Here is a 25,529-nt window from a genome sequence, read left to right as displayed (position 1 = left end):
CGCTGCGGGTCACAGCGAGCTGATGAGGCGCTCCACGCGGTCGTCCACGGCGCGGAACGGGTCCTTGCACAGCACCGTGCGCTGCGCCTGGTCGTTGAGCTTCAGGTGCACCCAGTCCACCGTGAAGTCGCGGCCCGCCGCCTGCGCGGCGGCGATGAAGTCACCGCGCAGCTTGGCCCGCGTGCTCTGCGGCGGGGTGTCCTTGGCCGCCTCGATCTCGCCGTCCTCGGTCGCCCGGTCCACCAGGTCCTTGCGCTGCAGCATGTCGAACAGCCCGCGACCGCGGCGGATGTCGTGGTAGGCCAGGTCCAGCTGGGCGATCCGCGGGCTGGACAGCTCCAGGCCGTGCTTGTTGCGGTAGCGCTCCAGCAGCCGGTGCTTGATCGCCCAGTCGATCTCCCGGTCGATGAGCGAGAAGTCCTGGTGCTCGATGGCGTCCAGCGCGCGGCCCCACAGGTCCAGGATGCGGTCGGTCATCGGGTCCGAGCCGCGCCGCGCCACGTGGTCCACCGCCCGGCCGTAGTACTCCCGCTGGATGTCCAGCGCGGAGGCCTCCCGGCCACCGGCCAGCCGGACCGTGCGGCGCCCGGTCAGGTCGTGGCTGATCTCGCGGATGGCGCGGATCGGGTTGTCCAGGCTGAAGTCCCGGAACTGGACGCCCTGCTCGACCATCTCCAGCACGAGGTTGGCCGCGCCCACCTTGAGCAGCGTGGTCACCTCGGACATGTTGGAGTCCCCGACGATGACGTGCAGCCGGCGGTAGCGCTCGGCGTCGGCGTGCGGCTCGTCGCGGGTGTTGATGATGGGCCGCGAGCGGGTCGTCGCGCTGGAGACGCCCTCCCAGATGTGCTCGGCGCGCTGCGACAGGCAGTACACCGCGCCGCGCGGGGTCTGCAGCACCTTCCCGGCACCGCAGATGAGCTGGCGGGTCACCAGGAACGGCAGCAGCACGTCGGCGATGCGCGAGAACTCCCCGGACCGGCCGACCAGGTAGTTCTCGTGGCAGCCGTAGGAGTTGCCCGCCGAGTCGGTGTTGTTCTTGAACAGGAAGATGTCGCCGCCGATGCCCTCGTCGGCGAGCCGCCGCTCGGCGTCGATGAGCAGGTCCTCGAGGATCCGCTCGCCCGCCTTGTCGTGCGTGACGAGCTGGACGAGGTCGTCGCACTCGGCCGTGGCGTACTCCGGGTGGGAGCCCACGTCCAGGTAGAGCCTGGCCCCGTTGCGGAGGAAGACGTTGGACGACCGCCCCCACGACACGACCCGTCGGAACAGGTATCTGGCCACCTCGTCCGGGGACAGTCGCCGCTGCCCGTGGAACGTGCAGGTGACCCCGAACTCGGTTTCGATGCCGAAGATCCGCCGCTGCATGACTCCACACTAGGCGCAAAAAGCGCCTCACGGCGTCCCGCCGTTCGGGCACCGGTGGGGCGTCCCGAGGGGCGGGAACGGTCGCACCGCGTCATCGGCCGCGCCGGCCGGGCCGCTGACCAGCGCTCTTGGCGCGCCACCTGCTCCCGCCCGCGCACCACCGGGAGTGCTCGGCGCGATCTCGGACCACAGCATCTTGTGACAACTGAGGAAGGTGCGACCGCGGACGTCCGGCGGCGGCCGTTCGGGCAGGCGCTACGCACAGTGACGGGGCGCCGGTCGTCGACCAGCGCCCCGCGCGGAGTCCCGGGCTAGGAGTTCGAGGACCCCTCGTCCTTCCCCTTCCCGCCCTCGTCCTCGCCCTGGGAGTCGTCCTCGCCCGACTCCCGCTCCGGCAGCAGCGCGCGCAGCGCCGCGCCCCGGACGCGGCGGAAGGTGCGGTTCGGGCGGGCGCGGTCGAGGACCGCGACCTCCAGCTGGTTCTCACCGAGCTCCCGGTTGCCGTCCCCACCGGACGACAGCGCCTCGATCGCCACCTTCGCCGCGTCGGTCAGCTCCAGCCCGTCGCTGAAGGAGTCCTTGAGCTTGCTGGTGATCGCGTCGGCCTGACCGCCCATCACCACGAACTGGGGTTCGTCCACGATGGACCCGTCGTAGGTCAGCCGGTACAGCTGGTCGGTCTCCGCGGTGAAACCGACCTCGGCCACGCAGATCTCGACCTCGAACGGCTTGATCTGCTCGGTGAAGATGGCGCCCAGGTGCTGGGCGTAGGTGTTGGCCAGCGACCGCCCGGTCACGTCGCGCCGGTCGTAGGAGTACCCGCGCACGTCCGCGATGCGCACCCCGGCCACCCGCAGCGCCTCGAACTCGCTGTAGCGGCCCACGGCCGCGAACCCGATGCGGTCGTAGATCTCGGACACCTTGTGCAGCGTCGGCGACGGGTTCTCGGCGACGAACAGGATCCCGCCGGCGTACTTGAGCACCACCACGCTGCGCCCCCGAGCGATGCCCTTGCGGGCCAGCTCGGAACGCTCCCGCATCAGCTGCTCGGGGGAGGTGTAGAACGGCATCGTCACGGCTGTAGCACTCCTGGTTCGAATCTGCTCGCGAGTCGGATCGGGGTGGGTGTCAGCCGCCGGGGTTCTCCAACCGGCCGTTGACGACCTCGGTGGCGACCTCGGACGCCCGCTCCTCGGGCAGCCGCACGGCACCGTCTGCGGCGGTGATGGTGATGACCGACGGGAAGATCCGCCGCGACAGGTCCGGCCCACCGGTGGCCGAGTCGTCGTCGGCGGCGTCGTAGAGCGCCTCGACCGCGGTGCGCACCGCGGTGTCCAGGTCGGCGTCCGGGTCGAAGCGCTTCTTCAGCGCGGACTTCGCGAACAGCGAACCCGACCCGACCGCGTGGTAGCCGGTGACCTCGTCGTAGCGGCCGCCGACCACGTCGTAGGAGACGATCCGCCCGGCGCGGTCCGGGTCGTCGGCCTCGGTGTCGTAGCCGGCGAACAGCGGCACCACGGCCAGGCCCTGCATGGCGGCCTGCAGGTTGCCGCGCAGCATGTTGGCCAGCCGGTTCGCCTTGCCGTCCAGCGACAGCGAGATGCCTTCGAGCTTCTCGTAGTGCTCCAGCTCGACCGCGTACAGCTTGACCAGCTCCTGCGCCACACCCGCGGTCCCGGCGATGCCCACCGCCGAGTACGCGTCGGTGACGAAGAGCTTCTCCATGTCCCGCTGGGCGATCAGGTTGCCCATGGTGGCTCGGCGGTCACCAGCCAGCAGCACCCCACCGCGGAAGGTCACCGCGACGATGGTGGTGCCGTGCGGTGCCTCCACCGCGCCCTCAGCCAGCTTCCGGCCGCTGGGCAGCAGCTCCGGCGCCGTGGACCGGAGGAAGTCGGTGAACGACGACGACCCCGGGGTGAGGTAGGCGGCCGGCAGTGCCTGACCCGGGAACTGGGTCGAGCTCGGTTCCATCAGCGACATCGTCTCCCGTTCGAAGGGCCTGCGACTGGTTACGCACTCTAGTCAAGATCCGGTGCGCAGCGGACGGTGCCGGGCCGCGCGAGGCGGCCCGGAACCCGGTCCGGCTACTGCCCGCCCTTCTGGACGTAGGCCCGGACGAAATCCTCGGCGTTCTCCTCCAGGACGTCGTCGATCTCATCCAGGATGGCGTCCACGTCCTCGCCGAGCTTCTCGCGGCGCTCCTGGCCGGCGGCCTCCGGCCCCTGCTCTTCCTCGCCGTCGCCGCCGCCGTGGCGCTGAACCTTGTCTTGGGACATCTTGCCTCCCGGTGGTCGACCTCCGGACTTCCCCGGCGCTGGGGACGCCCTGCTGTGAACACTACCCACCCGAGCACCCGTTGGCCCACGGCCAGCCGGGGGGCTTTGCGATCTTCGCACCGCCCTGACGTGCACGTGGCGTGGTCGCCCGGCGGGTCGGCGGCCGGGGTCTCAGCCCTTGGTCAGCGAATCGACCAGCTCCTCGGCGCTGGACGCCGCCTCCAGGAGTGCGCCGACGTGCGCCTTGGTGCCGCGCAGCGGTTCCAGCGTCGGGATGCGCACCAACGACTCCCGGCCCAGGTCGAAGATGACCGAGTCCCAGGACGCCGCGGCGACCTCCGCCGGGTAGCGCTCCAGGCAGCGGCCCCGGAAGTAGGCGCGGGTGTCCTCCGGCGGCGTGATCATCGCGTCGCGGACCTCGTCCTCGCTGACCAGGCGCTTCATCGAGCCGCGCGCGACCAGCCGGTTGTACAGTCCCTTGTCCATGCGCACGTCGGAGTACTGCAGGTCGATCATGTGCAGCCGCGGCGAGGCCCAGCCCAGGTTGTCCCGGGAGCGGTAGCTCTCCAGCAGCCGCAGCTTGGCCGGCCAGTCCAGCCGGTCGGCGCAGCTCATCGGGTCGGAGCCGAGCAGGTCCAGCACCTCGCCCCACGTCTCCAGCACGTCCCGGGCGGCCCGCTCGCCGCCGCCGTGCTCGTCGAGGAACCGGGCCGCGCGCTCGTGGTAGACGCGCTGCAGGTCCAGACCGGTGAACTTGCGCCCGTCGGCGAGCTCCACGGTCTGCTTCAGCGTCGGGTCGTGGCTGATCAGGTGCACCGCCTGCACCGGGTCGGCCAGCTTGACGTCGTCGAAGCGCAGACCGGCCTCGATCATGTCCAGCACCAGCGCCGTGGCGCCGAGCTTGAGGTACGTGGAGGTCTCCGCCAGGTTGGCGTCCCCGATGATCACGTGCAGCCTGCGGTACTTGTCGGCGTCGGCGTGCGGTTCGTCGCGGGTGTTGATGATGCCGCGCTTGAGGGTGGTCTCCAGGCCGACCTCGACCTCGATGTAGTCCGCGCGCTGGGAGAGCTGGAACCCGGCCTTCTCCCCCGCCTGCCCCAGGCCGACCCGGCCCGAGCCGCACATCACCTGGCGGGAGGCGAAGAACGGCGTCAGGCCGCTGATGACGGCGGTGAACGGCGTGCTGCGCGCCATCAGGTAGTTCTCGTGGGTGCCGTAGCTGGCGCCCTTGCCGTCGATGTTGTTCTTGTAGAGCTGGATGGGCGCGGTCCCGGGCACGCTGGCCGCCCGGATCGCCGCTTCCTCCATGACCCGTTCGCCCGCCTTGTCCCAGATGACCGCGTCCCGCGGGTTGGTCACCTCCGGGGCGGAGTACTCCGGGTGCGCGTGGTCGACGTAGAGCCGCGCGCCGTTGGTCAGGATGACGTTGGCCGCACCGAGGTCGTCACCGTCGGAGCCGTTGGTCTGCTGCGACGCGGCGCTGAGGTCGAAGCCGCGGGCGTCGCGCAGCGGCGACTCGACCTCGTAGTCCCAGCGCGCGCGCCTGGCCCGCGGGATGTCGGCCGCCGCCGCGTAGGCGAGGACGATGTGCGTGGAGGTCAGCACAGGGTTGGCGCTGGAGTCGCCCGGCACCACGATGCCGTACTCCACCTCGGTTCCCATGATCCGCCGCATACCTCGCAGCGTACGGGTTCTGCGCGGCGGTGCGGAGTGCTGGAGGCCACAGGATGTCGGATCGTGGGAAATGGACCCGGGACGGACGCGCTGGGAGTGGCTGCCTGGGCGACTGCGACGATCGGGGCATGATGGCCGGTGAGGAACTGGTGGCCGTGTACGACGCGGCCGGGCGCGTCGTGGGCCGTGCGACCCGGGCGCGGATGCGCGCCGAGGGCCTGTGGCACGCGGCGGCGGCGGTGCTGGTCCTCTCCCCCGACGGCAGCGAGATCTACGTGCACCGCCGCACCGACACCAAGGACGTCTTCCCGGGGATGCACGACTGCACGGCGGGCGGCGTCGTCGCGGCGGGCGAGGACCCGGCGACCACCGCGGAGCGCGAGCTGGCCGAGGAGCTGGGCGTGCGCGGCGCGCCGGTGCGCTTCCTGTTCCGCTCCACCTTCGACCAGGGCACCGTGCACTACCACGCGTTCCTCCACGAGGTCCGGTGGGACGGCCCGATCGTGCACCAGCCCGAGGAGGTCGCGGAGGGCTGGTGGATGCCCGTGGCGGAGCTCCGTGAACGCCTCGAGGACCCGGACTGGCCGTTCGTCCCCGACGGCCGCCAGTTCACCCTCGAATGGCTCGCCCGCCGGTGACCTCCCGCGGTGGTCCGCGGTTCCGACGTCCGCTCTTCACTGGATTCGCGGTGAATCGTGGTCCCAGCGCAGCCGGTGCCGGGTTCCGCTGCCGGCGCCGTCGAGCGAGGTGAGCCGCTGAGCCGCGGGGTCCTTCAGTGCCAGGGGAGGGCGGCGCGTTCGCCCCAGTAGGTGGCGGCGTCGCGGGCGAGGGTCTCCAGGGCGTGCACGTCGCGGTCGGTGAGCTCCACCCGGCAGGCCGCCAGGTTCGAGTCCAGCTGCTCCACGCTGGCGGGGCCGAGCAGCACCACGTCCGCCCACGGCTGGCGCAGCACGTGCGCGATGGCCACCGCGTCGGCCGACACCCCGTGCCGGTCGGCGACCTCCACCAGCTCGCGCGGCGGGTCCACCGCGAGGCGCCCGTTGGCCAGGGTCTCCTTGACCAGCACCCGCCAGCCGCCGGTGTGCACCTCGTTGAGCACCGCCCCCGCGGACGGCTCCATCGAGTTCCAGGTGGACTGCACGGCGGAGAACAGCTGCCGCCCGCCCACCTCGATCTCCCAGGCGCGTTCGATGGTCTCGGCCTGCGCCGCGCCGCTGGTGGAGAAGCCCAGCTGCACCCCGGCGTCGCGGATGCGGGCGAGCTCGTGCTGCAGCGCCATGTCCTCGAACAGCGGGCTGCTCGCGGTCAGCGAGTGCACCTGGTAGAGGTCGATCCGGTCGCCCAGCAGCGTGCGGGTCTCGGCCCACTGGGCGCGCAGCCGCTCCAGCGAGTGCTCCTTGACCTCGTGCACCTCGGTCTCGATCCGCCACTGCGCGACGTAGGCGTAGCCCCACTTGCTGGACACCACCACGTCGTCGTGGCCGCGTTCGCGCAGCCACTCGGCGAGGAACTGCTCCGCGCTGCCGTAGGAGCGCGCGGTGTCCACCCAGCGGATGCCGCGGGCGTGCGCGGCGTCGAGCACCGCGCGCGTGCGCTCCCGCATGGCCTGGGCGCTGCGCTGGGCGGGCAGCACGTCGGACCGACCGAGGTTGATGTAGGCGGGGCGGCCGAGCGCGGCCAGGCCGAGCCCGAGCCGCTGCACCGGTGTCTGCGCGGGGATCACGCCTGGAAACGTAACCGCTGCGCGCTGCCGGCACAGCTCGGGGCCGCCACCCCCGTGGGACGGCGGCCCCGAGTCAGGCCGTCACAGGTACTGACCGGTGTTGGTGGCCGTGTCGATCGCTCGACCGGACTCCTGGTTCTTCCCGCTGACCAGGGTGCGGATGTAGACGATCCGCTCGCCCTTCTTGCCGGAGATGCGGGCCCAGTCGTCCGGGTTGGTGGTGTTGGGCAGGTCCTCGTTCTCGGCGAACTCGTCGATGATGGCGTCCTGCAGGTGCTGCACCCGCAGGCCCGGCTGACCGGTGTCCAGCACCGCCTTGATCGCCGCCTTCTTGGCCCGGTCCACGATGTTCTGGATCATCGCGCCCGAGTTGAAGTCCTTGAAGTACAGGACCTCCTTGTCCCCGTTGGCGTAGGTGACCTCCAGGAACCGGTTCTCCTCGGTCTCGGCGTACATCCGTTCGACCGTGGTCTGGATCATCGCCTCCACGCACGCGGCCTTGTCCCCGCCGAACTCCTTGAGGTCCTCCTCGTGGATCGGCAGGTCCCCGGTCAGGTACTTGGAGAAGATGTCCTTGGCGGACTCGGCGTCCGGACGCTCGATCTTGATCTTGACGTCCAGCCGGCCCGGCCGCAGGATCGCCGGGTCGATCATGTCCTCGCGGTTGGAGGCGCCGATGACGATGACGTTCTCCAACCCCTCGACACCGTCGATCTCGCTGAGCAGCTGCGGGACGATGGTGGTCTCCACGTCGGAGGACACCCCGCTGCCGCGGGTCCGGAAGATCGAGTCCATCTCGTCGAAGAACACGATCACCGGCGTGCCCTCGGAGGCCTTCTCCCGCGCCCGCTGGAAGATCAGCCGGATGTGCCGCTCAGTCTCACCCACGAACTTGTTCAGCAGTTCGGGGCCCTTGATGTTGAGGAAGTAGGACTTGGCCTGGCCGTCGTCGTCCCCGCGGGCGGCGGCGACCTTCTTGGCCAGCGAGTTGGCCACGGCCTTGGCGATCAACGTCTTGCCGCAGCCCGGCGGACCGTACAGCAGGACGCCCTTCGGGGGCCGGAGCTTGTACTGGACGTACAGGTCGGAGTGCAGGAACGGCAGCTCCACGGCGTCGCGGATCTGCTCGATCTGCCCCGAGAGGCCACCGATGTCCTCGTAACCGACGTCGGGCACCTCTTCCAGCACCAGGTCCTCGACCTCGGCCTTGGGCACCACGCCGTAGGCGTACCCGGCCTTGCTGTCCACCAGCACCGAGTCGCCCGCCTTGAGCCCGGAGGAGGCCAGCGGTTCGGTGACCCACACCACGCGCTCCTCGTCGGTGTGGCCCAGCACCAGCGCCCGGGGCGTCTCCCCCGGCTCGCCGGCGAGGAGCTCCCGGAAGGTGCAGACCTCACCGGTTTGCTCGAACGAACCAGCCTCCACCACGGTCAGGGCCTCGTTGAGGCGCACTGACTGGCCCAGTCTCAGTTCCTCCGTGTCGACGTTGGGCGACACCGCCACCCGCATCTTGCGGCCGGACGTGAACACGTCGACCGTGCCGTCCTCGAAGCGGTGCAGGAACACCCCGTAGCCGCTCGGCGGCTGGGCGAGGCGGTCGACTTCTTCGCGCAGGGCCGTCAGTTGGCTCCGCGCTTCCTTCAGGGTCTCGGTGAGCTTGGCGTTCCGTTCGGTGAGCTGACTCACTCTCTCGGATGCCTCGGCCAGCCGCTTTTCCAGCAACCGTGCCTGTTGGGGCGTCTCGTTCAGCCTGCGGCGCAGCAGAGCGACCTCGTCCTCCAGGAGACGGATCTGGTTGCGGAGCTCTGCGTTGCCACGGCTGTGCTGCTCGCCGCCCTCCTCTGGCCGGCTGCCGGGACGGTCGTGCTGCATGTCGGCACCCTCCTCCCGTGCTCGTACCACCACGGTACCGGCGATCACCGACGACGGCGGCGTCGTGAATGCCCGCCGGATCGCCCAGCGTGCCACAAAAATCCGGGAATACCCACGACGTGAGCGAGGTTGCGGGGAGCGGATCTCGCGGCCGCGGGTGAGCGCGGACACGGTGCGTCGACGATCATGGTCCGATCGGTACGTCGCGCATCGCGCGGCGCGGTGCACGAAGCCGCTGAACAGGGCCGGTTCCCCGCTCGGCCACACGGATCGCGCCCGCGGACCGGCATCCGGGTTAACGACTCCGGCAACCGGGTGGCTTTGTTCCCGCCGCCCACCCACGCAGCGCGGGACTCCTCCCACCATCTGGAACGACCACCCGCCGGCCCGCCTCGCGGCGGCTGGGCCCCTCGTGACGATTGAGTGCCGAAACGAGCACTCCGTGCACGTCGCGCCGTCGGCTCTGATCTACTTACGGCCGCCGCGCAGACGGCGAGGAGCAAGCCGCACACCTCCGGGGAGGAGTTCATGACCTATCCGCCGCAGCAACCTGGACCGGGCGGGTGGGGCCAGCAGCAACCCACGGGCAACGGATTCCCGCCACCGGGACCATCGGAAACCCCGCAGCAGCAGCCCGCCTTCTACGGGAACCAGCACACCGGCTGGGCCCAGCAGGGACCGGAGCAGCCGCAGCAGGCGCCCATGCCCCCGCAGTGGGGCAGCGAGTTCGGCCCCGGTTCCTGGCTCCAGGAGCCCAACGGGTTCGGCGACGTCGAACCACCGCAGCAGAAGAAGTCGAAGCTGCCGCTCATCCTCGGCCTGGTCGGGGCGCTGGTCGTCCTCGCAGGTGCTGGTGTCGGCGTGTACTTCTGGCTGGCCAGCGGCCCCGGCGACGCCAAGCCGGTGGCCGAGCAGCTGGTCACCGAGGTCAACGCGCACGACTTCCAGAGCGTCCGCGGTCTGCTGTGCGAGGCGAACAAGGCCGAGCTGAACCAGGCGCTGGACCAGCTCGAGCAGTGGCAGTTCGACGTCGAGCTCGGCCAGGTCAACGAGCGCGGTGAGACGGCCACGGCCAAGCTGACCGGCACCTACCAGGCCGAGGGCAAGACCCACCCGGTGGACCAGACCATGACCCTGGTGGTCGAGGACGGCGAGTGGAAGATCTGCCAGCTCGACCAGTGACCGGGTCAGCGCGCTGACGTCCGACCGGCCCGCCCCGACGCGCACGGGGCGGGCCGGTCCGCGTCTCAGCCCCTGCTGGGGCGGCGCTGGACCCGCGGCGGGGTCACCCCGTCGGCGAGGCGGCGGGCGGTCAGCAGGAAGGCCGTGTGCGCCACCATGCGGTGCTCCGGGCGGACCGCCATGCCCACCACGTGCCACGGGCGCACCAGGGTCTCCCAGGCCTGGGGCTCGGTCCAGTTCTGCTGCTCGCGGATGGCTTCCGTGATGCGGGAGAGCTGTGTCGTGGTGGCCACGTAGACCACCAGCACGCCGCCCGGCACCAGCTTGTCGCGGACCGTGTCCAGCACCTCCCAGGGCGAGAGCATGTCCAGCACCACGCGGTCGACCGGCTCGCCGTCGTAGTCCTGGACGTCGCCCAGGTGCAGCGACCAGTTGTCCGGCTTCTCGCCGAAGAAGCGCTTGACGTTGCGCTCGGCGTGCTCGGCGTGGTCCTCGCGGACCTCGTAGGAGGTGACGCTGCCCTCGGGGCCCACCGCGCGCAGCAGCGAGCAGCTCAGCGCGCCGGAGCCCGCCCCGGCCTCCAGCACCCGCGCGCCCGGCCGGATGTCGCCCCACATGAGGATCTGGGCGGCGTCCTTGGGGTAGATGACCTGGGCACCGCGCGGCATCGACAGCACGTAGTCGGCCAGCAGCGGGCGCAGGGCCAGGAACGACGTGCCGCCGGCCGAGGTCACCACCGACCCCTCGGGCTTGCCGATCAGGTCATCGTGCGCGAGCGCGCCGCGGTGCGTGTGGTACTCCCCTCCCGGCTCCAGCACGACCGTGTACTTCCGCCCCTTGGGGTCGGTCAACTGCACCCGGTCTCCGGGTCGGAACTCACCGCTGACGGTGCTGCTCAACTGCTGCCCACCTTCTCGACGCCACGATCTCGACCCACCATCGTGGCAGAGGCCCCGCGCCGGCCTCGGAGCGGCATCCGGTGCTGCTCAGCGCCGTCGCGGCGGGGCCGTCCGCGCCGTGGTCGAGGTCACGCGTCAGCTGCGGCGGGCGCGCAGGGCGGCGCGGAGGTCCTCGCGGCGCAGCACACCGCTGGGGCGGCCCTCCTCGTCGATCACCAGGAACTGCCAGGCCAGCACGTTCTGCACCCGCTCCAGGATCGCCTCGTGCGGTTCGCTGTCCAGCAGGATCGTGTCCGGGTCGACCGGCTCGGCGGCCCGCTCGGCGGGCTCGTGCGGCGCGTGGGTGGCCAGCCGCTCGGCCGCGGTCTGGTCCAGCAGGCCCACCGCGATGCCGTCGGCGCGCACCAGCACGACCCCGCGCCCGGCCGCGGCCACCAGGGCGTCGCCCACCGGGCTCTCCGCAGGCAGCTGCAGGACCGGGCGCACGAGCTCGCGCAGCGTCAGCCCGGGCGGCCAGCTGCGGCCCCGGTCGGCGCGCCGCTCCGCGTTGGCGCCCGCCACCACGAACCAGGCCATGAGCACGCACACGCCCAGCCGCAGCCACTGGTCCTGGGTGTCCTGCACCAGCCCCAGCAGCGCCCAGGCGATGAGCGCCGCGGCCACCGCGCCCGCGCCGACCACCCCGGCCGTGGTGCCGCTGCCGCGCCGGCCGGTGATCCGCCAGGTCAGCGCCCGCAGCATCCGGCCGCCGTCGAGCGGCAGGCCGGGCAGCAGGTTGAACACCGCGACCGCGAGGTTCGCCACGCAGGTCTGCACCACCAGCAGCCAGACCGCCCCGCCCGGCACCATCGCGAACCAGCCGACCCCGGCGGCCGCCGCGAGCGCCAGCGACACCGCGGGCCCGGCGGCCGCGATGAGCCCCTCCTGGACCGGTGTCGGCGGGGTGCGGGAGATCTCGGTCAAGCCCCCGAGCAGGAACAACCGCACCCGGCGCACCGGCAGGCCGAGCCGCAGCGCGACCAGGCAGTGCCCCAGCTCGTGCAGCAGCACCGAGACGCCGAGGAAGACGGTGAACACCGCGGCGAGCACCGCGCACTCCCAGACCCCGGCTCCGGGCAGGATCCGGCCGACCAGCGGGGTGTAGAGCAGCACGATCAGCGCCGCCCCCAGCCACCAGGACGGCGAGAGCAGCACGGGCACGCCGGCCACCCGGCACAGCAGCAGTCCACCGTCGTTGAACTTCGGCCGAGCAGGCGGGGACGCGGTCGGTGGCATGCGCGCAGGGTAGTCCCCCGGTTGTGAGGCGGTTGTGATCCGCATGGGGCCGATCGCGTGTCGGAGGGCTCGTCTAGGGTTCCTGCCCATGGCGGAACCGGTGGCACCAGCAGCAGACGCAGCGCTCCAGGACCGCGAGACCCGACGTCCGGCCCTGTCGCCGTCCCGCGCCAGCGACTTCAAGCAGTGCCCACTGCTGTACCGCTTCCGCGCGGTGGACCGGCTGCCGGAGACGCCCACCCGGGCGCAGGTGCGCGGCACCGTGGTCCACTCGGTGCTGGAACGGCTGTTCGCGCTGCCCGCCGAGCAGCGCGACCCGGAGCGGGCGCGCGCCCTGCTCGCCCCGGCGTGGGCGGAGCTGCGGGAGCAGCAGCCGGAGCTGGCCGAGCTGTTCGACGGGCCCGACGACCCCGAGCTGGAGCGCTGGCTGGCGTCGGCGAGCGCACTGCTGGACGCCTACTTCGAGCTGGAGGACCCGCAGCGGCTGCAGCCGGAGGCCTGCGAGCTGCGGGTGGAGACCGAGCTGGACTCCGGGGTGCTGCTGCGCGGCTTCATCGACCGGGTCGACGTCGCGCCGACCGGCGAGGTCCGGCTGGTCGACTACAAGACCGGGGCCGCGCCGCGGGAGATCGGCGAGGCCAAGGCGCTGTTCCAGATGAAGTTCTACGCGCTGGTGCTGTGGCGCACCCGCGGCGAGGTCCCGCGCCAGCTGCTGCTGATGTACCTGGCCAACAAGCAGCGCCTGGCCTACACGCCGGACGAGACCGAGCTGCGGCGCTTCGAACGGACCCTCGAGGCGATCTGGCAGGCGATCCTGCGCGCGGGCAAGACGGGCGACTTCCGCCCGAACCCGAGCCGGCTGTGCGACTACTGCGACCACAAGCCGCTGTGCCCGGCCTTCGGCGGCACCCCACCGCCCTACCCGGGCTGGCCCGAGCCGGACCCGGGCGTGGAGACGGTTCTCGACCGCACCGACTGACGAGGTGGGGGGGACCTCGCGCCGACCGGGTCGGCGAGAGGTGCCCCCGCTCCTGTCCACCGCGGGAAGGCGACCCGCGCCGCCCAGTGCCGGGAGCCCAGCCGCTGCGGTCACCGGACGCGATCCCCCCCGGAGATCGGACGTCTGGTCTCCACCGGAGTCGCGTCGCCACGAGCGGTGGGGCCGCGAGGGTCGAGGCCCGCGCCGGGGTCAGTCCTCGTAGGGGTCGTAGTTGGCCGCGGTGCCGTACTCGCCGGCCTGGGTGGGGTCGATCACCGCGAAGCGGGCGCCGGTCGGGTCCCGCAGCACGGCGACCCGCCCGGAGCTGGAGTCGTAGGGGTCCACCCGGACCCGCCCGCCCAGCGCGACCGCGGTGCGGACCAGCTCGTCGGTGCCGACGTCCGGGTCCACCCCGAGGTAGATCAGCCAGTGCGGGCGCGTGCTGGCGGTGATGAACTCGCGGATCATGCTCACCCGCGCCAGCACCGACTCCTCACCGAGGTACCAGACCGAGTAGTCCGAGCGGTTGTCGGTGCCGAACTGCTCCGCGGTGTAGCCGAACAGCGACTGGAAGAAGGTGTCCGCGGTCTGCGCCTTGATGGTGACCAGCTCGGCCCACATCAGGGTGCCCGGCAGCCCGACGTCGAACTGCCAGGACTCCTCGGGCTGCAGCAGGCCGAACTCGGCGTCCGACGGCCCGACCAGCGCGGTCTTGGTGCCCAGCCCCGGGACCCGGTTCGGCGGCACGGTCAGCGTCGCGCCCAGCTGCTGCGCCTGCTCCGCGGTGGCCGCGCAGTCCGCGCTGGCCAGGTACAGCCGCCAGGTGGACTGGTCGCCGGAGGCGGCGCGCAGGCTGGCCACCGGGAAGCCCTCCCGCAGCGCGATCACGTGCTCGCCGGCCACCGGGTCGGAGTGCGTCCGGTACTCCCAGTCGAACACGCCCGCGTAGAACTCACGGGCCCGCTCCAGGTCCGTGGTGATCAGTTCGATCCAGCAGGGCATCCCCTCGTAGAGCTCCCACCGCGGTGGGGTCTTCCCCGGTACCACGACAGCCATCAGCTCACCCCCACAGCGTCCGTCCAAGATCGTTCGAAGAGCTCATTGTCCCGCACGGCGGACGGACCGATCACGGCCCGACACAGCGGCGCGGGCGCGGACCGGTGTCCGCACCCGCGCCGCGTGACGACGGACCTGCTCAGAGGCGGCAGGCGCGGATGTCGGAGGACAGGATCGCCTTGGCCCCGACGGCCGCGAGCCGGTCCATGATCGCCGGGGCGTCCTTGCGGGACACCATGGCGCGCACCGCCACCCAGCGGTCGTCGGCCAGCGGCGCCATGGTCGGCGAGCCCAGGCCGGGCGTCATCGTGGTGGCCTCGTCGAGCAGCTCGCGGGGGCAGTTGTAGTCCAGCATCACGTACTGCTGGGCGAACACCACGCCCTGCAGCCGCGCGATCAGCTGGTCCTTGGCCTGCTGCTGGTCCGAGCCGCGGCGCTCGATCACGACCGCCTCGGACTTGCAGATCGGCTCGCCGAAGGCGGTCAGCCCGTGCTGGCGCAGGGTGCGCCCGGAGCCGACCACGTCGGCGATGGCGTCGGCGACGCCGAGCTGGATGGAGATCTCCACCGCGCCGTCGAGCCGGATCACCTCGGCCCTCACCCCGTGCCGGGCCAGGTCATCGGCGACCAGCTTCGGGTAGGAGGTGGCGATCCGCTTGCCCTCCAGGTCCGCCAGGGTCCACTCGCGCGGGCCGGCCGGGGCGGCGTAGCGGAAGGTCGACCCGCCGAAGCCCAGCGCCAGCACCTCCTCGACGGGCGCGCCGGAGTCCAGGGCCAGGTCGCGGCCGGTCAGCCCCAGGTCCAGCTCGCCGGACCCGACGTAGATGGCGATGTCCTTCGGCCGCAGGAAGAAGAACTCGACGTCGTTGACGGCGTCGAGGACGGTCAGGTCCCGCTGCTCATGGCGCTGCCGGTACCCGGCTTCCGCGAGCATCTCGGATGCGGGTCCGGCCAGCGTGCCCTTGTTGGGCACAGCCACACGCAGCATGGCAGCGTTCTCCTCGTCTGTTGAACGGTGGTCGACTTGGTCGGGAGTTCCGGGGGCGGGCCCTCAGCCGCCTGTCCGAGGACCGGCGGGCGCGGGACGCCCGCTCGAGCACATCATCACACCCGGCACGATCAGAGGTAGCGGTACACGTCCTGCAGGGTCAGCCCGCGCCCCAGCATGATGACCTGGAGCCGGTACAGCAGCTGCGAGATCTCCTCGGCGAGCTGCTCGTCGGACTCGTGCTCGGCGGCCAGCCACACCTCGCCGGCCTCTTCGAGCACCTTCTTGCCCTGGGCATGGACCCCGGCGTCGAGCGCGGCCACCGTCGACGAGCCCTCCGGTCGGGTGCGGGCGCGTTCCTGCAGTTCGGCGAACAACTCGTCGAAGGTCTTCACAGTGCACGATCCTTGCATCTCGGGTCAGCGGCCTCGACAGCGGACCTGCTGGTTGCGGACTCGATCACGGGCCGACGGCTCACCGCAGGCCCGCCGTGGCCTCGAGCACCGCGCCGATGGTGTCCTTCACCATCGCGCGGGCGGCGCCGCGCGGGCTGGACCGCCCACCGGAAACGGTGACCGACCCGGCGTCACCGCAGTCGTAGCGCACCGCCTTCTCCGGTCCGGTCAGCGCGCCGAGCGGGCTGCCGACGGGTTCGGGGCGCACCTCGACCCGGACCACGCCCGGGTCGTCGCGGCGGGCGCCGGCGACCTGCCGGAGCCGGTGCCCGGGGTCGGCGCGCGCCGCGCGGACCGGCTCCAGCTCGACCCGCACGTCCGCCGGGTCCCACCCCCACAGCAGACCGGTGACCAGGCGCAACTTGGTCGCGGCGTCCGCGCCGGAGAGGTCGGCGGCCGGGTCGGCCTCGGCGATGCCGCGCCGCTGCGCCTCGGCGACGGCGGCTTCCAGCGCGACCCCCTCCGCGAGCTGGTCGAGCACGAAGGTGGCCGTGCCGTTGAGGCAGCCGTGCACGGCGTCGACGTCGAAGCCGCGCAGCACCGAGCGCGCCAGGTCGCCGGCGGGCATCGCCGCACCGGTCGCTCCGGAGATCCGCACCGACCGCCCGGCCCGGCGCGCTGCCTCGTCGAGCTGCCGCCAGTGCGTGAGCAGGTGCGACTTGGTGGCGGTGACGACGTGCGCACCGTGCCCGAGCGCCGCCAGCGCGTCGCGCGCCGGCCGGTCGCTGCCGTCGGAGGGCACGGCCTGGGCCAGCACGCGCGCACCGGTGCGGGCGAGCAGGTCGGTGAGCGGTTCGGCCGCGGTCCACTGGACGCGGGGCGGCACCGCGGCACCGACCTCCGCCTGGGTGTCACGCCCACGGACGGCGACCACGCGCAGGTCCACGCCGTACCGGTCGCGCCACTGCGCGCGCTCGCGGTGCACCAGCTCGGCGTACTCCCGGCCGACCGGGCCGTACCCGGCCAGCACGATCGGGACGTCGAGCATCACGCGGCGCGGGCGAACAGCTCGCCGAGCGCGGCGAAGTCGACCTCGTGCAGCGACTCGTGCAGCACCCGGTTCGGGCCGGGGGCCAGCGGCACCTCGCACGGGACCGCGACCACCAGGCAGCCGGCGGCTTCCGCGCTCGCCACCCCGGTCGGCGAGTCCTCGACCGCGACGCAGGCGGCCGGGTCCACGCCCAGCAGCCGCGCGGCCTTGAGGTAGGGCTCGGGGTCGGGCTTGTTGCGGCCGTCGACCTCGTCGCCGCAGACGGTGACGTCGAAGGTGTCCCGCCCCAGGGTGTCCAGCGCCATCTCGGTGAGCGAGCGGATCGTGGAGGTCACCAGCGCGACCGGCACGCCGAGCGCACGGGCCTCGCGCAGCGCCTCCGGGGCGCCCGGCCGCCACGGCAGCCCCTGCGCGAACAGCTGCGCCATCCGGCCGGCCACCCACTCCGCGGCCGCGTCGACCTCGGCCTCGGTGGGCGGGATCCCGACGTCGGCCAGCAGCAGCTTCATGCTGCGGGTCATGTTCGAGCCGACCATGGACTCCCGGGTGGCGTCGGAGAGCGCGCCCCCGCGATGGGCCGCGTAGTCGTCCAGCGCGATCGTCCACAGCTTCTCGGAGTCGACGAGGGTCCCGTCCATGTCGAACAGGACGGCGGCGGGCGCGGTCGGGCCGGCGTCGCGGGTCACGCGGAGATCCCCTCCAGGCTGGTTCGGACCAGGACTCCCACCAGTACAGCACCACCGTCCACACCGACCCCACCGAAAGTGTCCCATCCCTCGTCGCAGGCCGGCTCAGATGACGCCCTTGTGCTGCAGGTAGCGGAACATCGCGATGCCGGGCAGGACCGGCAGCCAGTAGGTCAGCAGGCGGGAGAGCAGCACCGCGGTCACCGCCGCCGTCGCCGGGACGCCCATCGCGCCCAGCCCCGCGATCAGCACGGCCTCCACCGCGCCCAGCCCGCCCGGCGAGGGCACCAGGTGACCGAGCGTGTTGCCGATGATGAACACCACCGTCACCGCCACCCACGCCACGTCCGGGTGCAGCGCGGCCAGCGACGCCGCCAGCCCCAGGCCCGACACCACCAGGTAGCCCAGCGCCCCGCCGAACAGCTGCAGCGCGCGGACCGGGTGCCGCAGCACCTCCAGCAGCTCCCGGCCGACCTCGAGCGAGGGCGCCACGAGCCGCCGCCGCCCGAACGGCGAGGCGAGGACCGCGCCCGCGGCCACCAGCACCACGACCGTCCCCACCAGCACCGGCCAGCCGGTCGGGAGGGACAGGTGGGTGAACGTGCCGGACAGGCCGACCGCGAACACCCCGATCACGGCCACCACGAACGCCACCGCCCCGGTGCCGGCCTGGTTGAGCAGCGTCACCCCGACCGCCAGCGGCCGGCGCAGCCCCAGCCGCTCCATGTAGACCACGTTGATCCCGAAGAACCCCGCGCCGCCGGGCGTGGTGCGGCCGGTGAACGCGGCGGCCACCTGCACCGCCAGGGTCCGCCAGAACGGCAGCGGGATCGTGCTGGAGCCCTGCACCGAGACCGACGACAGCACCACCGCGGCGAACCCGGTGAGCACCGCCACGACCAGCCAGAACCAGTTCGCGTCCCGCGCCGCCCGGAGCACCTCGTCCATGCTCGACAGCTCCGGCAGCAGCAGGTAGACGGCGGCACCGATGAGCAGCAGCCCGATCACGGTGATCGGCCGGACCGGCGAGCGGAACCCCGGGATCGGCAGCCCGAGCCCGTCGGCCAGCGCCTCCCGCACCTCGGCCACCAGGAACCGGCTGTTCGCCACCAGGAACCGGCTGTTCTCCGTCTGCGCGCGGATCCGCCGGGGCAGGGCCATCGGCAGCAGGTTGCGCAGCGCCCCCTCCAGCTGCTCGGTCGGCAGGGCGCGGATCGCCGAGCTCACGGCGCGCTCCACCCCCACCACCGCCGCGACCGACACCAGCGCCTCGGCCAGGTCCCGGGCACAGCGCGCCGGGCCGGCCCCGGCGACGCTGAAGGTGAAGCTGAGCAGCCACGGCCGGTTCTCCGGGTCGACCAGGAAGTTCTTCGCGCGCAGGTCGTGGTGGGCGATGCGGGCCCGGACCAGCGCGGCCACCTGCGCCCAGACCTCGGCCAGCAGCTCGTCGTCGACCTCGGAGGCGCGCATCGCCGACAGCCGCCGCCCCGGCACCTGGCGCACCACCAGCAGCGCGGGCGCGTGCTCGACGTCGCAGGCCAGCACCACCTGCGGGGTGCGCACCCCGGCGCGCTCGGCCAGCAGCGTCACGTAGGCCTCGTGCTCGACCTCGTGGTGCGGGGTGGACAGCTGCGGCTCGTCCTGCACGTCGAGCACCGCGAGCAGGCGCTTGAGCTTGTACCCGGCGCCGGCGCGGCGGCTCATCCGCCGCACCACCTTGACCCGCAGCGTCGCGCCGTCGGCGGTGCGCACCGCGAACTCCCGCGGCTCCAGGAACCGGTGCCGCAGCGCCGCGATCGACACCGGCCGCAGCCCGGCCTGCTCCAGCTCGTCGCGGATGATCACCTCGGACACCCGCCGGTCCGGGGCGCCCCAGACCACGTGGAACAGCGTCCCGACGCCCCAGCCGAGCAGCGCCCCGCCCACCGCCGCCAGCGGCAGGTGCCCGCCCAGGTGCACCACGGCGACGCCGACCAGTGCGGTCAGCCCCCACCCGGCGTACTTGGCCCACCCGCCCAGGTAGGGCGCGGCGACCACGGTCAGCACCGCCACGACGGCCACCTCGTCGGACGGGAACGCGTAGCCGCCGGGCGGACCGGCCGAGGAGACCTGGTGCAGCCCGAGCGCCTGGTGCATGAACAGCGCGAGCGCCCAGGTCACCGCTCCCGCGGACGCGCACAGCAGCGCCACCCGGATCCAGCCGGCGTAGGCCGCCGCCGCGGTCACCGCGGCGATGCCGGCCCACGAACCGCACCAGCTCAGCACCACCCACACCGGGTCGGACGCCGCCGGGATCCGGCCCAGCTGGCCGTGGATCGCCACCTCCACCGGGTTGGCCGGCACCAGCACGAGCAGCGCGCTCAGCGCCAGCAGCCCGCCGACCAGGCCGAGCTGCGCCAGGTCCCGCGGCCGCCGTCCGATCGACAACCGCAACCGGGACCGTGGCGAGATCCCGTCTCGGTCCGTTGACGGCCGGGTGTGGTCCACTGGGCATCCGCTCCGCAGGCGATTGAGGTCAAGGGTCTGGCCCGGCGCTGCGGGCGTCAAACCGACCGCCGCCCTCCGTCCAGGGGCGATGATCGGCACCACCGGTATGTCCGGCGCTGCCGTCGGCGCGGCGTCGTAGGCTGGATCGGTGACCGATCGCGACGCACACACCAACGAACGAACGCGCGCCGAGCCGCCCGAGCCGACCGGCCCGATCGTGATCGCCGGCTTCGAGGGGTGGAACGACGCCGGGGACGCAGCCAGTTCCGCGATCGAGCACCTGCAGCTCATCTGGGACGCCGAACCGCTGAGCGAGATCGACCCGGACCCGTACTACGACTTCCAGGTCTCCCGCCCGACGGTCAAGCTGGTCGACGGCATCACCCGCCAGATCACCTGGCCGACCACGCGGCTCTCGGTCTGCCGGCCGCCGGGTTGCGAGCACGACGTGGTGCTGGTGCACGGCATCGAGCCGAACATGCGGTGGCGGGCCTTCTGCGCCGAGCTCGTCGAGCAGATCGAGCGGCTGGGCGCCCGCACCGTGGTGACGCTGGGTGCGCTGCTCGCCGACGCCCCGCACACCCGGCCGGTGCCGGTGACCGGCGCGGCGTACGACACCGAGTCGGCGGCCCGCTACGGCCTGGAGCGCTCCCGCTACGAGGGACCGACCGGCATCGTCGGGGTGTTCCAGGACGCGTGCGTGCAGGCCGGGATCCCGGCGATCTCGTTCTGGGCGGCCGTGCCGCACTACGTCTCGCAGCCCCCGTCGCCGAAGGCGACCCTCGCGCTGCTGCACCGGGTGGAGGACGCCCTCGACGTGGAGGTGCCGCTGGGCAACCTGCCGGAGCAGGCCGAGGAGTGGGAGCAGACGGTCAGCGAGATGGCCGAGGAGGACGAGGACGTCCGCAACTACGTCCGCGCGCTGGAGGAGCGCGGGGACGCCGAGGTCAAGCTGACCGAGACCAGCGGGGACGCCATCGCCGCGGAGTTCGAGCGCTACCTGCGCCGCCGCGGTCCGGGCGGCAAGGGCCCGATGGGCCCCGGCCCGGGCTGAGACGCCCCTCCGCACTCGCCTGACACGCCCGGCCCGGGCGCGTGGTCCCCCGGGCCGGGCGTGGTGGCGAGAACTGGTCTGGACCTTGACCTCGGCAGTGGTCTAGTCCAGTTTGTGTGCTCCGGAGACCACCTCTGTCCGGATCGGAGCACCCATGTCACGGATCCGCACCGCTCTCGCCGTGCTGGCCGGGCTCGCCCTCGTCGCCGCACCGGCCTCCGCCACCGCCACACCGGAGAACGCCGCCGCACCCACCGCCCCGGAGCGCGGCACCGCGGCCGACGTCCCGGCGCACGCCCTGGTCGGGTACCTGCACGCCAGCTTCGCCAACGGCTCCGGCTACGTGCGCATCGCCGACGTGCCCGACGAGTGGGACGTCATCGACCTGGCCTTCGCCGAACCGACCTCGCCCACCTCCGGCCGGCTGGAGTTCACCCGCTGCCCGGCCGACGAGTGCCCGAACGTGGAGAGCGACGAGGAGTTCCTCGCCGGGATCCGCGCCAAGCAGGCCGAGGGCACGAAGGTGCTGCTGTCGATCGGCGGCGCGAACGGGCAGGTGCGGCTGGAGACCACCGCCGCGCGCGACGCGTTCGTGGAGTCGGCCTCCGCGATCATCGACCGCTACGGCCTGGACGGCCTCGACATCGACTTCGAGGGCCACTCGCTGGAGCTCGCCCCCGGCGACACCGACCTGAAGAACCCGACCACCCCGGTGGTGGTCAACCTGATCGACGCGCTGCGCGCCCTCACCGACCGCTACGGCGAGGACTTCGTGCTGACCATGGCCCCGGAGACCTTCTTCGTGCAGGTCGGCTACCAGCACTACGGCGGCGGCACCGGGGCCGACCCGCGCGCGGGCGCGTACCTGCCGGTGATCGACGCGCTGCGCGACCGGCTGGACCTGCTGCACGTGCAGAACTACAACTCCGGTCCCGTCCTGGGCCTGGACGACCAGTACCACACGATGGGCACCGCGGACTTCCACATCGCGATGATCGACATGCTGCTGACCGGCTTCCCGCTGGCGGGCGGCTCGGCCGGCACCTTCGACCCGCTGGCGCCGGAGCAGGTGGCCATCGGCCTGCCCGCGGCCGAGCCGGCGGGCAACGGCTTCACGCCGGTGCCGGAGGTCCACGCGGCGCTCGACTGCCTGCGCACCGGGACCGGCTGCGGCGCCTACCAGCCGCACGGCACCTACCCGGGCCTGCGCGGCCTGATGGCCTGGTCGATCAACTGGGACGTCTTCCACGGCAACGAGTTCGCCCAGGCCCACGACGCCCACACGGCACGCTGACGCGCGGGGAAGGCGGCGGTCGGGTGACGGGGCGCGCCCGTCACCCGACCCTCCACTCCGGCCCGGCGCGTCCCCGGCCGCGAGCGGTCACCGCCCCCTTCGCAGTCCGTCCGGGTGAACGAGCACGGCTCGTGCCGGGCCGTCACGCGACGCTGCGCAGGTACTCGTCGGCACCGTCCGGGTCGAGGAACCAGGTCCGCAGGTCCGACGGGTCGTCGAAGGCGTCCGCGAAGCGGTGGCGGACCTCGGGGTGCTCCGCGGCGGCGGCCATGATCCGCTGCACGTGCGGCGGAGGCGGGCCCAGCGCCGCGTTCGTCCAGGTCACCACGTGCTGCGCGTGCTGCCAGAACCGGTGGAAGGTCTGCCGCATCCACGCGCGGTCGAACGGCTGCTCGCCGCGCGCCAGCACGCTGTCCAGGTAGGTCTCGGCGCACCGGTTGGCGAGGTTGGCGCCCTGGCCGGTGATCGGGTCGTTGGTCACCACCGCGTCCCCCATGCCCAGCACCGCCGTCCCGGAGGGCAGCTCGGCCACGGGTGTGCGCACCACCGGGGTCACCGCCCCGACCAAGGTGGCGCGGTCGTCGGTCAGCTCGGCCTCGGCGAACCGCTCGTGCTCGGCCGGCAGGTGCTCGCGCAGCAGCTGCCGCATCCGGGTCCACTGCTGCTCCGCCCCGGGCCGGTCCGACCAGCAGTCCAGCGGCCCGCCCAGGACGCCCTCGAACAGCAGGACGTCGCACGGACCGCCGGAGGTCCAGCCGGGGATCACGAAGACGTCGCCGACGCCGGAGACCGAGTGCGCCCGGAGGAGACCAGCGTCGGGCGAGGGGTCCGCGGCCCCGCGCACGTACGCCACCGCGAGCGCGCGCTGCGGCGCGGTGTACGGCGAGTGCCGCGGGTCGCGCTCGAAGATCCGGCCGAGCTCGCCGGTCCCCGTCGCGACCACCGCGAGGTCGTACCGCGGGGCCACCGCGTCCAGCTCGGACGGGGTGAGGGCGCGGTGCTCGACGGTGCCGCCGCGCTCGGCGAACAGCTCCAGCCAGCGCGCCAGCTTCACCCGCTGGTCCACCGACTGCCCGGGGCGGGAGAACTCGGCCCACCAGTCCAGCAGCCGCCCCTCCCCCGGCTCCGCGATGGTCTTGCGCAGGCCGGTGATGGGCGGGGCCTCGGCGTCCCAGAGGGCCAGGCCGTGCGCGCGCTCGGTGGCCACCGCGGTGCCGAACAAGGCTTGCGTGGACATCACCCGGCCGCCGCGGACCTGCTCCGGTGTCCGCGCGGAGACCACGGTGACCTCGTACTGCCGCGCCTGCAGGCCGAGCGCCAACTGCAACCCGGCCTGCCCCGCCCCGACGACCAACACCTTCCGCATCCCACGACCACCCTCCCGTCCCGCGCCCCCGAGCGCACGCCCAGCACCCGCCCCCGACACACCCCAGCGCGTCGGGGGCCGATGCCAGTTGCAGGCGGAGCTGACCACCCGCAGAGCGTGAGGTGGGGCGCCAGTTCTAGGCGGAACTGACAGCCGCCCGCACGCCGGTCCAGGCGACAGTTTCCGGTGCAGGCGACAGTTCTAGGCGGAACTGGCAGGCCCCAGCACGCCGATGGAGGCGACAGTTTCGCCTAAAACTGGCACCGCCACAGCCCGCGAGAGGGGGTGCCAGTTTGAGGCGAAACTGACACCCCCGTGGTCACCTGCGGGTTTCGGGGTTCAGAGCTCGACGCCGAGGAGGGCGTCGACTGCGGTGCGGACGAGCCGCGGGGCTTCGCGGTCCGAGCCGCCGGTGGTCAGGGCTTCCTCCACCCAGGCGTCGATCGCGCGCAGCGCCTGCGGGGTGTCGAGGTCGTCGGAGAGCCGGTCACGCAGCCCGGCGACCGCCTGCTCCGCCGACGGACCGGACTCCAGCGCCACGGCCTGGCGCCAGCGCGCCAGCCGCGCCGTGCCCGCGGTGAGCGCGTCGGCCGTCCAGGACCGGTCGGTGCGGTAGTGGCCGTCCAGCAGCGCCAGGCGGATGGCCATCGGGTCCACCCGGTCGCCGCGCAGCCGCGAGACGAACACCAGGTTGCCCTTGGACTTGGACATCTTCTCGCCGTCCAGCCCGATCATCCCCGCGTGCACGTAGTGCTTGGCGAACGGGAACTCCCCGGTCAGCGATTCGGCGTGCGCGGCGCTGAACTCGTGGTGCGGGAAGACGAGGTCCGAGCCGCCGCCCTGCACGTCGAAGCCCAGGCCCAGCCGGTTCAGTGCGATGACCGAGCACTCCAGGTGCCAGCCCGGCCGCCCGGGGCCCAGCTCGGACTCCCAGGACGGCTCGCCGTCGCGAGCCGCCCGCCACAGCAGCGCGTCCAGCGGGTGCTCCTTGCCCGCCCGGTCCGGGTCCCCGCCGCGCTCGGCGAACAGGGCGCGCATCGTCTCCTCGTCGTAGCGGGACTCGTAGCCGAAGCGCCCGCTGGCGGCGTGCCGGAAGTAGATGTCGCGGTGCTCGTCGTCGACCTGGTAGGCCGCGCCGGAGGCCAGCAGCTTGCCGACCGCCTCGACGATCTCCGGGATGGCCTCCACGGCGCCGACGAAGTCGGAGGGCGGCACCACCCGCAGCGCCGCCATGTCCTCGCGGAACAGCGCGGTCTCGCGCATCGCGAGGACCACCCAGTCCTCACCGTCGCGCTCGGCGCGCTCCAGCAGCGGGTCGTCGATGTCGGTGACGTTCTGCACGTAGTGCACCTGGTGACCGTTGTCCAGCCACACCCGGTGGACCAGGTCGAACGCCAGGTAGGTGGCGGCATGACCGAGGTGGGTGGCGTCGTACGGCGTGATGCCGCACACGTACATCTTCGCGACGGGACCGGGTTCGGTGGGCTCGACCGCGCCGGTCGCGGTGTCGAAGAGGCGCAGCGGACGTGGCGTGCCCGGCACGCGAGGCACGGGAACCGATGACCAGGGTTGCATGCACCCGACCTTAAACGTCCCCCTGTGGTGGGTGCCGCCATCCGGGGGATCGCCCGTATCACATCGTGGGAGCCCCGGTCGCTCCGAGCGCACCACACCCACCGGACGCGCCCCCGGGAACGCCGGGATCCGATCGACGGACCCGTTCACGCCTGATCTCCCGCAGATCACAGGGGGAAAACGAGTCCGACAAGACCGGAAGGCCAAACCAGACCACTTCGCCATTTCGCCACCGAGGTGGAATCATCAGTGTCCACAGCAGGTCCGCACACACCGCGACAGCGCATCGGCACTGTTCACACGCGCCTCAGTGGTGCGCACGGGAA

General features: G+C 72.6%; 22 protein-coding genes. 5 read left to right on the top strand and 17 right to left on the bottom strand.

Features of this window, described 5'->3' with window-relative positions; all coding sequences use genetic code 11:
• Window positions 1-9: 9 nt before the first annotated feature.
• The 5 genes from pafA to dop all read right to left on the bottom strand — a co-directional run bounded on the left by pafA (window position 10) and on the right by dop (window position 5,321).
• The gene (pafA, locus tag HNR68_RS12375) at window positions 10-1,368 is read right to left on the bottom strand and encodes a Pup--protein ligase (RefSeq protein ID WP_179720593.1); all 1,359 of its coding nucleotides are present in this window, start codon (window positions 1,366-1,368) and stop codon (window positions 10-12) included.
• A 311-nt stretch (window positions 1,369-1,679) separates the two neighbouring features.
• Complete coding sequence (prcA, locus tag HNR68_RS12370; RefSeq protein ID WP_179720591.1) at window positions 1,680-2,444, bottom strand: proteasome subunit alpha; 765 nt, start codon at window positions 2,442-2,444, stop codon at window positions 1,680-1,682.
• 52 nt (window positions 2,445-2,496) lie between these two features.
• Complete coding sequence (prcB, locus tag HNR68_RS12365) at window positions 2,497-3,342, bottom strand: proteasome subunit beta (RefSeq protein WP_179720589.1); 846 nt, start codon at window positions 3,340-3,342, stop codon at window positions 2,497-2,499.
• Between the two features lie 113 nt (window positions 3,343-3,455).
• Complete coding sequence (locus HNR68_RS12360) at window positions 3,456-3,647, bottom strand: ubiquitin-like protein Pup (RefSeq protein ID WP_179720587.1); 192 nt, start codon at window positions 3,645-3,647, stop codon at window positions 3,456-3,458.
• A gap of 171 nt (window positions 3,648-3,818) precedes the next feature.
• Complete coding sequence (dop, locus tag HNR68_RS12355; protein ID WP_179720585.1) at window positions 3,819-5,321, bottom strand: depupylase/deamidase Dop; 1,503 nt, start codon at window positions 5,319-5,321, stop codon at window positions 3,819-3,821.
• Window positions 5,322-5,449: 128 nt separating this feature from the next.
• Here dop and HNR68_RS12350 point away from each other — a divergent pair, with 128 nt between their 5' ends.
• Window positions 5,450-5,959, top strand: coding sequence for an NUDIX hydrolase (locus HNR68_RS12350; protein ID WP_179720583.1), 510 nt, complete (start codon window positions 5,450-5,452; stop codon window positions 5,957-5,959).
• A 134-nt stretch (window positions 5,960-6,093) separates the two neighbouring features.
• Here the strand turns inward: HNR68_RS12350 and HNR68_RS12345 are convergent, their stop codons facing one another.
• Window positions 6,094-7,044: an aldo/keto reductase gene (locus tag HNR68_RS12345; RefSeq protein WP_343050093.1), complete on the bottom strand. Its 951-nt coding sequence runs from the start codon at window positions 7,042-7,044 to the stop codon at window positions 6,094-6,096.
• A gap of 81 nt (window positions 7,045-7,125) precedes the next feature.
• Window positions 7,126-8,916 carry a proteasome ATPase gene (gene arc, locus HNR68_RS12340; RefSeq protein WP_179720581.1) on the bottom strand — a complete coding sequence of 597 codons (1,791 nt, stop codon included), beginning with the start codon at window positions 8,914-8,916 and terminating at the stop codon, window positions 7,126-7,128.
• Window positions 8,917-9,444: 528 nt separating this feature from the next.
• Here arc and HNR68_RS12335 point away from each other — a divergent pair.
• Window positions 9,445-10,098, top strand: a complete 654-nt coding sequence (locus HNR68_RS12335; protein ID WP_179720579.1) for an Rv0361 family membrane protein — start codon at window positions 9,445-9,447, stop codon at window positions 10,096-10,098.
• A gap of 65 nt (window positions 10,099-10,163) precedes the next feature.
• Here HNR68_RS12335 and HNR68_RS12330 read toward each other — a convergent pair whose 3' ends face one another.
• Both HNR68_RS12330 and HNR68_RS12325 read right to left on the bottom strand, forming a co-directional pair.
• The gene (locus tag HNR68_RS12330) at window positions 10,164-10,997 is read right to left on the bottom strand and encodes a tRNA (adenine-N1)-methyltransferase (protein ID WP_179720577.1); all 834 of its coding nucleotides are present in this window, start codon (window positions 10,995-10,997) and stop codon (window positions 10,164-10,166) included.
• Window positions 10,998-11,132: 135 nt separating this feature from the next.
• On the bottom strand, window positions 11,133-12,272 hold the full coding sequence (locus tag HNR68_RS12325; RefSeq protein ID WP_179720575.1) for a site-2 protease family protein: 1,140 nt from the start codon (window positions 12,270-12,272) through the stop codon (window positions 11,133-11,135).
• Window positions 12,273-12,360: 88 nt separating this feature from the next.
• Between HNR68_RS12325 and HNR68_RS12320 the strand changes: the two genes are divergently transcribed.
• Window positions 12,361-13,251: a RecB family exonuclease gene (locus HNR68_RS12320; protein WP_179720573.1), complete on the top strand. Its 891-nt coding sequence runs from the start codon at window positions 12,361-12,363 to the stop codon at window positions 13,249-13,251.
• 210 nt (window positions 13,252-13,461) lie between these two features.
• On the opposite strand, the gene HNR68_RS12315 is transcribed toward HNR68_RS12320, so the two are convergent.
• The 6 genes from HNR68_RS12315 to HNR68_RS12290 form a co-directional block, all read right to left on the bottom strand.
• Window positions 13,462-14,307 (bottom strand): VOC family protein, encoded by an 846-nt coding sequence (locus tag HNR68_RS12315; protein WP_179720571.1) that lies wholly within the window; start codon window positions 14,305-14,307, stop codon window positions 13,462-13,464.
• A gap of 139 nt (window positions 14,308-14,446) precedes the next feature.
• On the bottom strand, window positions 14,447-15,295 hold the full coding sequence (gene hisG, locus HNR68_RS12310; RefSeq protein WP_179720569.1) for an ATP phosphoribosyltransferase: 849 nt from the start codon (window positions 15,293-15,295) through the stop codon (window positions 14,447-14,449).
• A 131-nt stretch (window positions 15,296-15,426) separates the two neighbouring features.
• Window positions 15,427-15,690, bottom strand: a complete 264-nt coding sequence (locus tag HNR68_RS12305; RefSeq protein ID WP_179720567.1) for a phosphoribosyl-ATP diphosphatase — start codon at window positions 15,688-15,690, stop codon at window positions 15,427-15,429.
• Between the two features lie 79 nt (window positions 15,691-15,769).
• Window positions 15,770-16,738 (bottom strand): homoserine dehydrogenase, encoded by a 969-nt coding sequence (locus HNR68_RS12300; protein WP_179724965.1) that lies wholly within the window; start codon window positions 16,736-16,738, stop codon window positions 15,770-15,772.
• Window positions 16,738-17,427, bottom strand: a complete 690-nt coding sequence (locus HNR68_RS12295; RefSeq protein ID WP_343050092.1) for an HAD family hydrolase — start codon at window positions 17,425-17,427, stop codon at window positions 16,738-16,740. The genes HNR68_RS12300 and HNR68_RS12295 overlap by 1 nt, the downstream gene beginning before the upstream one ends.
• A 105-nt stretch (window positions 17,428-17,532) precedes the next feature.
• Window positions 17,533-19,854, bottom strand: coding sequence for a lysylphosphatidylglycerol synthase domain-containing protein (locus HNR68_RS12290; RefSeq protein WP_179720565.1), 2,322 nt, complete (start codon window positions 19,852-19,854; stop codon window positions 17,533-17,535).
• Between the two features lie 208 nt (window positions 19,855-20,062).
• On the opposite strand from HNR68_RS12290, the gene HNR68_RS12285 reads away from it, so the two are divergent.
• Window positions 20,063-20,968: a PAC2 family protein gene (locus HNR68_RS12285; RefSeq protein ID WP_179720563.1), complete on the top strand. Its 906-nt coding sequence runs from the start codon at window positions 20,063-20,065 to the stop codon at window positions 20,966-20,968.
• A 154-nt stretch (window positions 20,969-21,122) separates the two neighbouring features.
• Window positions 21,123-22,262, top strand: a complete 1,140-nt coding sequence (locus HNR68_RS12280; protein ID WP_179720561.1) for a chitinase — start codon at window positions 21,123-21,125, stop codon at window positions 22,260-22,262.
• Window positions 22,263-22,404: 142 nt separating this feature from the next.
• Here HNR68_RS12280 and HNR68_RS12275 read toward each other — a convergent pair whose 3' ends face one another.
• Both HNR68_RS12275 and mshC read right to left on the bottom strand, forming a co-directional pair.
• Window positions 22,405-23,628, bottom strand: coding sequence for a styrene monooxygenase/indole monooxygenase family protein (locus HNR68_RS12275; RefSeq protein ID WP_179720559.1), 1,224 nt, complete (start codon window positions 23,626-23,628; stop codon window positions 22,405-22,407).
• Window positions 23,629-23,967: 339 nt separating this feature from the next.
• A complete protein-coding gene (mshC, locus tag HNR68_RS12270; protein WP_179720557.1) occupies window positions 23,968-25,203 on the bottom strand; it encodes a cysteine--1-D-myo-inosityl 2-amino-2-deoxy-alpha-D-glucopyranoside ligase in 1,236 nt (411 codons plus the stop codon).
• Between the last annotated feature and the right edge of the window lie 326 nt (window positions 25,204-25,529).

Source organism: Saccharopolyspora hordei (assembly GCF_013410345.1).
In the GTDB taxonomy this organism is placed as follows: Bacteria; Actinomycetota; Actinomycetes; order Mycobacteriales; family Pseudonocardiaceae; genus Saccharopolyspora; species Saccharopolyspora hordei.
The sequence above is the reverse complement of the archived record's forward strand: the minus strand, read 5'-3'. Positions and strand labels throughout refer to the sequence as shown.